Origin of the sequence: Yaniella halotolerans DSM 15476, assembly GCF_000420805.1 — a bacterium.
Lineage (GTDB): Bacteria > Actinomycetota > Actinomycetes > Actinomycetales > Micrococcaceae > Yaniella > Yaniella halotolerans.
Genome location: NZ_ATVQ01000001.1, coordinates 1,434,949 through 1,446,767, shown reverse-complemented (window position 1 = coordinate 1,446,767; position 11,819 = coordinate 1,434,949). Strand labels below are relative to the sequence as shown.

Genomic DNA, 11,819 nt, shown 5'->3' with positions numbered 1-11,819 from the left:
CCGCTAGCCGCTCTCCCAACCTACTTGACTCAAGTCACATTTCCTCATACGATAAATTTCACCAAACAAAAATAAGTTTCCACAATATGAAATTCATGGAGGTATTCATGACCGATACCGTTGGATCCGCACAAGAACAGCGTCGCCGATTCTCAGCACAAGATTTCGTGTTGAACTGCTCGACTCTGTTAACCGAGCTTCCCGTCAATGAACGTGCAGCTGCTGCAGCGGCTGCTGGTTTTACCGAAGTTGAATTTTGGTGGCCGTTCGATGGCACGCCCGTTCCTTCTGACCACGACATTGATGCATTCATCGATTCCCTAAACTCTGCAGGGGTCAAACTCGTGGGCCTGAACTTCTGGGCAGGCAACATGGCTGGGGGTGATCGTGGGCGAGTCTCAACCAAGGGTGAATGCTCAGCATTCAAAGAAAACGTCGAGGTTGTCGCTGAGATCGGTAAACGTACTGGCTGCAAAGCCTTCAACGCCCTGTATGGCCTGCGCCAACCGGAATTTACCGAAGAAGAACAAGAAATCTTGGCGGTCAAGAATCTGGCTTATGCAGCAAAAACCGTTGGCACGATAGATGGCACCGTCTTGCTCGAACCAGTTTCAGGTGCTGCCGAATATCCTCTGAAAACTGTTGCAGATGCTCTGGCCATTATTGATCAAGTCAGGGCAGGCGAGTCAGAAGCAGGTGCGGCACAAAATATCGCGCTGCTAGCAGACTTCTACCACCTGGCCGTCAACGGTGACGATGTCGCTCAGGTCATTGAGAACCACACCACCCAGTTCGGTCATATCCAAATTGCCGACAATCCCGGCCGTGGCGCTCCCGGAACCGGTGAACTGCCGCTCTTCGACTGGATCAGCCGAGCACGCGAACTTGGCTACACCGGCAAAGTCGCCTTGGAATACAAACAAGATCAAGCCACAGCTTTTGACTGGCTGGCAAACTAACCAGCCATTTCGGCTGCGTCACTGCCTGTACACGCAACGTGAAAGGACTACAAACCAATGGCTAAACAAAACATCGCATTCATCGGACTGGGGATCATGGGCTTGCCAATGGCGAAGAACCTGATTAGTGCCGGATTTAATGTCACCGGTTATAACCGCTCCCCTGGCAAGACCGAAGAACTAGCAACTGCTGGTGGTCAAGCCGCCAGCACCATCGCTGAAGCCGTCAAAGGCGCGGACGTCATCATCACTATGGTGCCTGACTCACCACACGTGACTGAGGTGGTCACCGGCGAAGATGGGGTCTTTGCGAATGCCCCTCAGGGTGCCTACTGGATCGACAACTCTTCAATTCGCCCGGATGTCACCACAGAACTATCGCAACAGGCTCGAGCCGCAGGGATCAAACCCCTCGATGCCCCGGTCTCTGGTGGTGAACAAGGGGCCATCGATGCGGCGCTGTCCATCATGGTCGGCGGTGAATCAGAAGACTTCGAAGCTGTACAAGATGTACTCGATGCGATGGGCAAGACCATCGTGTTGGTTGGCCCCACAGGTTCGGGCCAAACGGTAAAAGCGGCCAACCAGCTCATGGTCGCTGGCAATATCCAATTATTGGCCGAAGCAATCGTCTTCCTCGAGGCCTACGACGTGGACACGTCCTCAGCCCTGCAGGTTCTGGGTGGCGGGTTAGCTGGTTCCAAGGTACTCGATCAAAAGGGCCAGAAAATGCTGGACCGTGAATTTTCCCCCGGCTTCCGTCTTGAACTGCACAACAAAGACATGGGCATTGTCACTGCCGCCGCCAGAGAGGCCGGTGTTGTTATCCCGATCGGTGCGGCTGTTGCACAACTTGTTGCCTCAACGGTACGCACCGGAGACGGCGGCTTGGACCACTCCGGACTATTCCGTTTGGTCGAACAGCTGTCCGGCCGAGCCGACAACTAATACGCTTCCAAAAAAATTTTTGAGTCAAGGAGACCGATATGACCCTCATGCGCGCAGTTGATGCCATCGCATTGATTCTGGAAAAAGAAGGGGCCACCGAAACCTTCGGGCTGCCGGGTGCCGCGATAAACCCGCTATATTCAGCGATGAAAGCCCACGGCGGTATCAAGCACACGCTTGCACGCCATGTGGAAGGTGCCTCGCATATGGCGGACGGTTACAGCCGTGCAGCCGCAGGCAATATCGGCGTGTGCATTGGCACGTCCGGGCCGGCGGGCACCGACATGATTACCGGAATGTATGCTGCAGCAGCCGATTCGATCCCCCTGCTGTGCATCACCGGCCAGGCCCCCGTTGCGGTTCTACATAAAGAAGATTTCCAGGCCATCAATATTGATGAGATTGCCAAGCCGCTCTGCAAAATGGCCTCCACGGTTCTGGAAGCTGGTCAGGTGCCCGGCACCTTCCAGAAGGCATTCCAGCTCATGCGATCCGCTCGCCCCGGCCCGGTGCTTATTGACCTGCCACTCGACGTGCAGATGACCGAGATCGACTTCGATATTGACACCTACGAACCATTGCCGGTGCTCAAACCAGAAGCTACCGAAGCTCAGGCCAATAAGATCCTAGATATGCTGTTCGCCCATGAACATCCGATGATCGTCGCCGGCGGTGGCATTATTAACGCCGACGGCGCAGCCGAGCTTGTCGAACTCGCTGACCTGCTGGATATCCCCGTTGCCCCAACGCTCATGGGCTGGGGTGCGATCCCGGACGATCATCCGTTGATGTCGGGCATGGTCGGCATTCAAACCCACACCCGTTACGGCAATGCCAGCTTCTTAGAAGCCGACATCGTGCTGGGCATTGGCAACCGCTGGGCGAATCGCCATACCGGAGACCTCAATACTTATCGGAAGGGTCGGAAATTCATTCACGTCGATATTGAACCGACCCAAATTGGGCGGGTATTCGCTCCTGATTACGGTGTGGTTTCCGATGCCAAGGCTGCTCTGCAGGCCCTGCTGGCCGCCGCTCGGAAACGCCAGGCCGCAGGCACCATACCCAGCTATAGGGACTGGGCGAATAGTTGCACCGCACGCAAGGCAGGGCTGCAACGCAAAACGCATTTCGACCAGATGCCGATTAAACCGCAACGGGTCTATCAGGAGATGAATCAAGCGTTCGGTCGCGACACCACTTATGTCACGACGATTGGCTTGAGCCAGATTGCCGGCGCCCAGATGCTGCACGCCTACAATCCACGTTCCTGGATCAATGCCGGACAGGCAGGCCCACTGGGTTGGACAGGGCCTGCCGCATTGGGCGTGGCCCGTGCGAAACCGGATGCAACCGTGGTCGCACTCTCGGGTGACTATGACTTCCAATTCATGGTCGAAGAACTTGCTGTTGGAGCCCAGCACAATTTGCCATATCTCCACGTCGTGGTCAATAACTCCTATCTGGGGTTGATCCGCCAGTCGCAACGCGCCTTCGACATGGATTACGAGGTTTCCTTAGCTTTTGAAAACATCAATGCCAGCCCAGAAGCTAAAGAATCCGGCACTGCTGGCTACGGGGTGGACCACATCAAAGTCGCCGAGGGTTTGGGATGTAAGGCATTGCGCGTCGAAGACCCAGCGCAGCTCGGCACCACCTTTGCTCAAGCCCGGTCCTTGATGGACCAGTACAAAGTGCCGGTTGTCGTGGAAGTTATCCTCGAACGCGTAACCAATATTGCCATGGGGACCGCGCTGGATAGCATCAACGAGTTTGAAGATCTTGCCGTTACCGCAGCAGATGCCCCAACTGCTCTCATGCTGCTGGATTAACGGTGAGCCCGATGAGCACACAGGCGGTCATTGTTATCGCTGCCGATAAGTTCAAAGGGTCTGCCACCGCCGAGGAGGTCGCCGTAGCGCTCAAAAGGGGTCTCCGCTCGACGATCTCCCCGGCGGAGGTACGTTGTGTACCGGTCGCTGATGGCGGTGAAGGCACCGTCGACGCCGCCATCTCGGCGGGTTTCAAACGCCAGATAACCCGGGTGACCGGCCCGATTGGAGAACCCATCGACGCCGCCTGGGCCATGCATACCAGCTCCGATGGCATCGACGCGGTGGTTGAATTAGCTCAGGCCTCAGGCATTGAACTTTTAGAAACCTCCCGGCTGACCGGTGCCACAGCAACCAGTAGGGGCACCGGAGAACTCCTCCAGGCTGCCCTGGATGCAGGCGCTACCCGCATCACGCTGGGCTTGGGAGGTTCTGCCTGCACCGACGGCGGGGCAGGCATGTTGGCCGCACTAGGCGTAGAACTCCTCGACCAGAACGGTAAACACCTAGCCGATGGTGGCGCAGCCCTACAACACCTGGACCAAGTGAACCTTACCGGTCTTGACCCCCGCTGGATGCACACCAAACTTGTGCTCGCCAGCGACGTAGAGAATCCACTACTGGGCCACGAGGGCGCCGCTGCGGTATTCGGCCCCCAAAAAGGTCTCACCGGGCACGATGTGGTAATGCTTGACGCAGCCCTGGGGCACTATGCACAACTTCTGACGGAAGCCACAGAACGCGACTTCGGGCTAGACGCCGGGCAATCTGTTGCCGATCACGTTGCGCAACCTGGTGCCGGCGCAGCCGGTGGAGCAGGTTTCGGCGCGATGGCGGTGCTCCGCGCCCAAAGGCGCAGTGGGATCGACGTTATTTTAGACCTGGTCGGTTTTGCTGATGCTCTAGCTGACGCTGACCTAGTGATCACCGGGGAGGGCAGTCTCGATGCTCAAACACTTCAGGGTAAAGCTCCTGCCGGGGTCGCCCAACTGGCCAGTCAGCAACGGATCCCGGTCTATGCAGTCTGTGGACGCAACCTGCTCTCAACCGCCGAGACAGAAGCCGCCGGCATCACGCGAGTCTTCGCACTGACTGAGTTAGAACCTGACCCCGATGTGTCAATGCGCCAAACACCGAGCCTCTTGACCCAGGTTGGGGAACAAATCGGTGATATTTTATTAGCACAACCAGCGTGATGCCTACGAAAGGATCAAGCATGACACAACCTGCCTTTGACGTGGTGTTCCGGGCCCAGCAGGTACTACATGACGGCAGTATCCAACCACTTGAAGTGGGTGTCCGTCACGGAAAAATCGCGGCACTGGAACCGTTGGGAACCAGCCTGACCGCAGACCAGCTCATCCACGTTCCAGAACACCAAATCGTGCTGCCCGGCTTGGTGGACACCCATGTACACGTCAATGAGCCGGGTCGCACCGAATGGGAGGGCTTTGACTCAGCTACCCGTGCCGCGGCGGCCGGTGGAGTGACGACGCTGATCGATATGCCGTTGAACTCGATTCCCTCGACAGTCAATGTTGATGCGCTAGACCTCAAGCGGGCCGCTGCTAAAGATCAGATTCACATTGACACAGGTTTTTGGGGCGGTGCGATCCCAGGTAATACCGACGAACTGATAGCACTGCAGGATGCCGGTGTCTTTGGTTTCAAATGCTTTCTGGAACACTCGGGGGTCGATGAGTTCCCTAAACTTGAGCCCGAAGAAATGCAACAGGATATGGCGGTGATCGCCACATTTGATGGGCTGATGATTGTGCATGCCGAAGATGCTCATACCCTGGAGCAGGTACGAGCGGAAGGCTTACAACCAAGTTCAAAATATAGTGACTTCCTCGCCTCTCGGCCAGGTGAAGCCGAAAGTGTCGCCATCCAATCGGTCATTGATGCGATGCGCGCTACTGGCGCCCGAGCCCATATTCTGCATCTATCAAACGCCGATTGCCTGGACCAGATCGCGTCGGCAAAGGCCGAAGGCCTGCCGCTGACGGTTGAGACCTGCCCACACTATCTAACACTGTTGAGCGAGAACATCGACGACGGTAAGACAGCGTTCAAATGTGCCCCACCAATCCGTGAGAGCTCAAACCGCGAACGGCTGTGGCAGGGGTTGCTCGATGGGGTGATCGATATTGTTGTTTCCGACCACTCGCCGTCCACTCTTGAACTCAAAGAACACGGCAACGGGAATTTCAATACAGCCTGGGGTGGCATCTCCTCGCTGCAACTTGGACTCTCGGTGGTTTGGACAGAAGCCAGGCAACGCGGCATTAACTTGGCAACCGTAGCCTCCTGGATGGCCGACAGGCCTGCACAAATTGCACAAGTGGAGCACAAAGGACGGGTAGCGGTTGGTTATGATGCTGATCTGGTGATCTTTGATCCAGATGCAACCTGGACAGTTGATGCCGGCAGCCTGCACCACCGCAACCCCATCACGCCCTACGACCGCAAAGAGCTCACCGGACAGGTCGAAGCGACCTGGTTACGAGGTAAAAAAGTGGACTTCCACACTCCGCGCGGACAATTCCTGCGGAGCTAGAAGCCCACTTATTACCCCGAGAGGTTAGACGCCGAGGGTGTCGCGCAGTCGTGCGACATGGCCCTCGGCGTTGACATTGTATTCAACGTGCTGGATTACACCGTTCTCATCGATCACAAAGGTCGAACGAAGGGTGCCTTCAAAGGTTTGGCCGTTGATGGTTTTTTCACCGTAGCTGCCATATGCTTTGGCGATGACCGAATCCGGATCCGACAACAGCGGAAAGGTCAGGTTTTCCTGTTCGGCAAAAGTCTTAATGTCTGCTGGCCCATCCGGGGAGATACCGATGACCTGGTATCCGGCGCTGCCTAGTGAATTGACATTGTCCCTGAAGTCGCATGCTTCGGTTGTGCATCCAGGAGTCGCAGCTTTCGGATAAAAATACACAATGACTTTTTTGCCGGCGAAGTCATCGAGTGACACTGTATTTCCATCGGCGTCTGACAATGTGAACGAGGGGGCTGTCTGACGAGTCTCTAGCTGAACCATGCAACTCTCCTTATTTCGTAATGCGGAAAAAGTATTTACTAACGTGGAATCTCGTGCTATGTACTCTATGTTTCCCCTCGAGCACATGTCAACAACTTCTCGTCTCGATCCCATGCCCCGCAAAAGACCAGAAGAAAGCACTTGGAGCATGAGTAAGGCCCGGGGTCAGAATCCCCCGGGCCCCGGTATCGCAACCACAGAACCTCAGCGATACCGCAGGAAAAGAATTTCCTGCCTCTTATAACCACACAGGAACAACACATCTGCGTCTTCGGTAGATCCGCAAGTCTTCACGACGTTCGGTGGTCTACCAGATGGTTTCCATCGTAGCTACCATTATGCGTGTGACTGGTATCACAGTCAAGGTTTTTTGTGCAGTATTTTTATCAGAGACTCACTGTGCAGCAACTTCTCGAACATTACTCGCCATGAGCTCTTCAATCACTGCGCCCACCCAGCGTGCTGCCTGGTCGGTGGCCAGTGTGCCTCCTCCTGCATCGTGTCGCCCGATCTCGCCAATTCTGCGAGCGCCCGATACCTGCAGCGATTCGTCCAGGATATCGGCACCGCGCGAGAAGAATTCATAGGAATTATCCCCCAGCCCAAAGATTGCATAGCGTAAGGAAGTGAGATCCGTGTGCCGCGACAGCAGCTGAGCATGCAGTGGTCGAATACTTGTTGGCAGTTCACCCTCGTCGTAGCTGGACGTCACCACCAGCATCGGCGTTTCAGTTTGCAACTCGTCTGGTGTCAGCGCTGCCAGATCTAAGGTTGAGGCGTTCGCGTGGTCTGCCAGATCGAACACGAGCTGTTCGGCCACAAGCTCTGCGTTCCCCGATTCTGTGGCATAGGCGATGAAGAGTTTCGGCAAGTGTGCGTTGTTGAGCTCCACTTCCGCTTTCTGATTTGCCGACCGTGGAAGATCGGTAGCCGAGGCAGCCAGCAACCGGATCTTGCGAGGATCGGTGAGCTTGGTTCGCGGGCGAGGTTCTGCTGCGTTGGCCTTTTCATGTGCATCAACCAGCAACCAGCCATCCCAGGATGTGGCCCGCGCCAGATCCCTGCGAAGCGCAGACATCCCCGCACGACGCTGCACCTCCCCGCGCACCAAATCAGCGGCGATGATATCGGCCAGCTCACGTGCATCGGTACGCTGGGTAGGAATAGTGCCGACCGGCCCGCGACGCAACCACCCGGCAACGTACAGTCCCGGTTCAATTCGGCCCGTTGCCGCAGCCTGCTCATCGACCTCGACGAGTTGCCCACCAGCGGAACCGAACCCGATAGCGGTAATAAGCGAGGTGGAGGCGATGCTCACCTCAAGCGCACCGGAAGCGACCACGAGTTCGCTGACTCGGCTGCCACTGGCTTTGACCTGTTGTGGAGTGTGATCGAAGTACCAGTTGATGTGCAGTCGGGCATGACGATCGGTCGGCTGGTCTACCAGCTGTTGGACCAGCGTTGCACGGGCGTCGTCGGTGGGTTGAGCATCACGTGAAAAACCGTGAACAGTGTGGTTGATGCCTGGCAGCTCGAGGATTTCACGAAGCATGACGGTATCAAATTTCGCGTCCGCAACAGCTGAGCGACCAATCACATTGAGGGTGTTCAGGTCGCGTGTCAACGCCACGTGGGTGTCTTCGTCAATATCTGAGGTGACAAGCTGTGCATGATCCGAGGCCAGCAGACGAATCATATCCATTGCAACGTTCCCGTTGCCCACAACAGTGACATCGGATCCGAGATCAGGCATGGCCTGCTCGTCCGCGTGCTCGGTAGCATCTGCGTTGAGCAATCGAGCGATTCGTCCCGCACCATAGATGCAGTCCACATCAGCGCCCGAAATCGCAAGCGTTTTATCGGCGCTCAGCCCGGTCGCCACAACGACTGCGTCGTGGGTGCTGCGAAGTTGCTCCAGGGTGATCTCGGCGCCAGGTGCGTGCACCGAGGACACTGCTGGTGCATGGTAGGAGGGCCGACCGAGGATGGCAACATCGGTGGCCGGTTCACCGTTATGCACGGTAGTTGAGCCGATAAACTCGACGCCTTGACGCTCGAAGAGTTGGGCAAATTGAATTTCGACATCCTTGGTGCCCTGATGGTCCGCGGCAACACCGGAGCGGACCAGACCATAGGGCGTGGCCGACCGGTCGAAGATGGTAACGCGAGCGTCTGGCACGTTGCGCTTAATCGCCTGAGCCGTGTAACAGCCCGAGGGACCTGAGCCAACGATCGCAACGTGCGGGCTCTGCTTCTTTGAGGTTGACGCGCTCTCTGGGGCCTCCCATTGGGCCGGCAGCAGGTCCATGCCTCGGAACACCCAACCACCGGCTTCTGCTGGCTGATCTTCAATGAGGCCCAGTTCTGGTAGTTCAGTGAACAGTTTAGGCAATGCCGCCGTAAATTCCTCGCGCGCCACCCAGGCTCCCAGACACACGTGGACGCCCTTGCCAAAGGCTAGGTGAGCCCCTTCACCGGTGCGCATCAGATCGAAGCGCTCTGGCTGCTTCCAATACTTCGTGTCGCGATTTGCAGACAGCAGGGAGATGCCCAGTTTCGCCCCGGCAGGCAAAAATGTTCCCTGCAATACGACATCACGCGTGGTCTGACGCGAGTACATCCCGATCGGGGCGACCCAGCGGATCGCTTCATCAAAGACCGCATCCCACTTTGAGGGATCGTTTTGCACGATGGCCAGCTGGTCTGGATTTTGCATGAGCGCCCACGCGGCCACACCGATAGCATCGCGTGGTTCGTTGAGACCGCCACCAATGGTCATTTTCAGGTTCGCACGAATGGACTCAACCGGCATTTGGTAATCAGGTAGCTGAACGAGAGCTGAAAGCAGTGAGTCATCTGGATTCCGTCGATGCCAGGCCAGCATTTCATCTAGGGCCTCGTCGACTTCGTTATAGGAGGCTTCGCCTTTAGCCCAGACCACCGGATCATCGGCATAGTTGCCGGTGGCATCGATCATGGTCTGGGACCAGCGCTGCAGATCGTGCTGGGTCACGTTGTGCAGGCCTGTGACAGCTCGCAGGTTTTCGGCCGCGTAGGGTGCAGCGAAATCCCACACCAGATCGGCACCCGGGCCCTTCGCTTTGAGTTCGTCCACGTAGCGCTGGGCATTGCGATGGAAAATTGGCGCCCAAGTTTTCTTGACCACCGACGGGCGCAGCACAGGTTGCCAGGCCTGTCGCTCAACCCGGTGATCGGGGTCGTCCTTGCGCAACATGGAGTGACCCATTGCCCGAATCATCAGTGAACCCTGTTCATTGGCCGAGAAAGTTTCCTGGTCGAGTTCGGTGTCGTGGACGGCATCATAGGACGTGATCAGGTAGCGACCGATGGCGGGGACCCAGTGGACGCCACCCTCTTGGCGGAGCCGCTCAAATGCAGGGAATGGATCACGGTACAGCTCAGGGATCGTTACCCAATCAGCAATGGGAGCTGCTTTGGCTTGATCATGTGGCGTTGTCATCTGGCACTAGTCCTTTCCGGCCCAAAGAATGCGCAAGTCATCAAGTGCAATTTCTTCGGGGTAGTTCCCCATAAACAGATCGGTACCGGCTTCGGTCAACCGTGTGCTTGCGGTGTTGTCGTCTTGAAAATCTATGGCAACCACGTCCATGCGGGCGCCGCCGTCGAATGGGTCAACGATCGTGAGCACACCGGCCCCCTCGCGGAACTCAATCCACGGGTCCTGGATGGTGACGGCGAGCATTCCGTGGTGGCCGGTGAATTGGAGGGTTCCGGTGAACCGCAGGGCCTGCCCCGGTATGCTCTGAGGATCGAGCGGAAAATAGGTTTCGTCGCTCGAGCGCATTTCGGCGTCACCAAGAGCGCTCATCGCACCGTCAGACATCCGGCGTATGTACTCCCGGAATGGCGCGTGTAGCCCCCAGGCAAGGCCTGCGACGGTACTTGGTTCCTGGAAAAATTTCTGTTTACCCACACCACTACTGTGACGTACGCAATAAAGATGTGCAACTGAGGAGAATCGCGTTTTATGTGCAATAGAATTGCGTTATGTCGAATACGCTCGAACCTCATCCCACCCTGCGGCAACTGGAACTGTTTATCGCTGCAGCACGTGAGGGCTCATTTGCCGCAGCCGCCGAAGCCATGCATGTGACCCCTAACGCGGTAGCTTCCGCGGTCACCGAACTCGAAACCAGCTTTCATGCCCAACTCGTCATTCGACGTCGCGCAAAGGGCTTGACGACCACGGCTGCGGGCCAGGATCTCGTCACTCGCGCTGCCGCTCTCCTAGAACAGGCCGAAGAACTGACGCTCCATATCGGCAACACCTCAGATGTGCCCCGCGGCTCCGTGAGCGTTGGCTGCTACTCGACCCTGGCCGCGACGATCATTCCGGAGCTCTGGGCACAAGTGGCACAGCAACTTCCCGAGGTTCAGCTTGATATTCAGGAGGGGCCGATCGAGATGCTGGCCCAGCAGGTCCTGGATGGCCATCTGGATATGATGATTTCCTACCGGGTGGGCCTGCCGATGGGACTGGTGAGTGACGAGCTCTTTCAAACCGCCCCGCAGGTCGCTCTACCCGAACATCACGCCATGGCCGCACAGTCAGAAGTCTCACTTGAAGAGCTCGAGTCAGAGCCCCTCATCCTCTTGGATCTCCCACCGGCCGGGGATAATACGCTTCGGCTGCTTCACGAGCGGGGCCTGCGCCCCAATGTCATGCATCGCTCCACCAGTTATGAAACGGTTCGCTCGATGGTCGCTCGAGGGTTTGGCTACTCATTATTTTTTCAACAGACTAGAACCAAAGTCTCCTACGAGGGGCTGCCCCTGATTCATCGCGCAATACAACCCCCGCTGCAGGCAGAACCGGTTGTGCTGTCGTGGCAGATTGACGCCCAACCGACGCGCCGAGCCAATGCCGTCGGCGAGATCATCATGAACATGACCCAGTGACTACGCGAGCTTATTTGCCAAGCAGAATAGGGGCCCTACGGCCTGTTGCAGCAACAAGTCTTCGTCAGCGACGTATCATGGATGAGGTGA

At 56.9% G+C, this 11,819-nt stretch carries 9 protein-coding genes; 6 read left to right on the top strand and 3 right to left on the bottom strand.

The window, feature by feature from the left end:
- Positions 1 to 107: 107 nt before the first annotated feature.
- Genes G583_RS0106945 through allB form a run of 5 tightly spaced genes read left to right on the top strand, consistent with a single transcriptional unit; the run spans position 108 to position 6,299 of the window.
- Positions 108 to 959 (top strand): hydroxypyruvate isomerase family protein, encoded by an 852-nt coding sequence (locus G583_RS0106945; RefSeq protein WP_022870467.1) that lies wholly within the window; start codon positions 108 to 110, stop codon positions 957 to 959.
- A gap of 57 nt (positions 960 to 1,016) precedes the next feature.
- Entirely contained in the window at positions 1,017 to 1,907 is an 891-nt protein-coding gene (locus G583_RS0106940; RefSeq protein ID WP_022870466.1) for a 2-hydroxy-3-oxopropionate reductase, read from the top strand.
- Positions 1,908 to 1,945: 38 nt separating this feature from the next.
- A complete protein-coding gene (gene gcl, locus G583_RS0106935; protein WP_022870465.1) occupies positions 1,946 to 3,739 on the top strand; it encodes a glyoxylate carboligase in 1,794 nt (597 codons plus the stop codon).
- 11 nt (positions 3,740 to 3,750) lie between these two features.
- On the top strand, positions 3,751 to 4,935 hold the full coding sequence (locus G583_RS0106930; protein ID WP_022870464.1) for a glycerate kinase: 1,185 nt from the start codon (positions 3,751 to 3,753) through the stop codon (positions 4,933 to 4,935).
- A gap of 20 nt (positions 4,936 to 4,955) precedes the next feature.
- Entirely contained in the window at positions 4,956 to 6,299 is a 1,344-nt protein-coding gene (allB, locus tag G583_RS0106925; protein ID WP_022870463.1) for an allantoinase AllB, read from the top strand.
- A gap of 24 nt (positions 6,300 to 6,323) precedes the next feature.
- Here allB and bcp read toward each other — a convergent pair whose 3' ends face one another.
- The 3 genes from bcp to G583_RS0106910 form a co-directional block, all read right to left on the bottom strand.
- Complete coding sequence (bcp, locus tag G583_RS0106920; protein WP_022870462.1) at positions 6,324 to 6,788, bottom strand: thioredoxin-dependent thiol peroxidase; 465 nt, start codon at positions 6,786 to 6,788, stop codon at positions 6,324 to 6,326.
- Positions 6,789 to 7,182: 394 nt separating this feature from the next.
- Entirely contained in the window at positions 7,183 to 10,269 is a 3,087-nt protein-coding gene (locus tag G583_RS14870; RefSeq protein ID WP_022870461.1) for a cytochrome P450, read from the bottom strand.
- Between the two features lie 6 nt (positions 10,270 to 10,275).
- On the bottom strand, positions 10,276 to 10,743 hold the full coding sequence (locus G583_RS0106910) for an HtaA domain-containing protein (RefSeq protein WP_156832062.1): 468 nt from the start codon (positions 10,741 to 10,743) through the stop codon (positions 10,276 to 10,278).
- A gap of 74 nt (positions 10,744 to 10,817) precedes the next feature.
- On the opposite strand from G583_RS0106910, the gene G583_RS14865 reads away from it, so the two are divergent.
- Positions 10,818 to 11,729: a LysR substrate-binding domain-containing protein gene (locus tag G583_RS14865; RefSeq protein ID WP_051129605.1), complete on the top strand. Its 912-nt coding sequence runs from the start codon at positions 10,818 to 10,820 to the stop codon at positions 11,727 to 11,729.
- The last annotated feature ends 90 nt before the right edge of the window (positions 11,730 to 11,819 follow it).

Bases quoted from the DNA above. Each gene is read 5' to 3' on its own strand.
- G583_RS14865 (WP_051129605.1), top strand. From the start codon at position 10,818: ATGTCGAATACGCTCGAACCTCATCCCACCCTGCGGCAACTGGAACTG.
- gcl (WP_022870465.1), top strand. From the start codon at position 1,946: ATGACCCTCATGCGCGCAGTTGATGCCATCGCATTGATTCTGGAAAAA.
- bcp (WP_022870462.1), bottom strand. From the start codon at position 6,788: ATGGTTCAGCTAGAGACTCGTCAGACAGCCCCCTCGTTCACATTGTCA.
- G583_RS0106930 (WP_022870464.1), top strand. From the start codon at position 3,751: ATGAGCACACAGGCGGTCATTGTTATCGCTGCCGATAAGTTCAAAGGG.
- G583_RS0106945 (WP_022870467.1), top strand. From the start codon at position 108: ATGACCGATACCGTTGGATCCGCACAAGAACAGCGTCGCCGATTCTCA.
- G583_RS0106940 (WP_022870466.1), top strand. From the start codon at position 1,017: ATGGCTAAACAAAACATCGCATTCATCGGACTGGGGATCATGGGCTTG.
- allB (WP_022870463.1), top strand. From the start codon at position 4,956: ATGACACAACCTGCCTTTGACGTGGTGTTCCGGGCCCAGCAGGTACTA.
- G583_RS14870 (WP_022870461.1), bottom strand. From the start codon at position 10,269: ATGACAACGCCACATGATCAAGCCAAAGCAGCTCCCATTGCTGATTGG.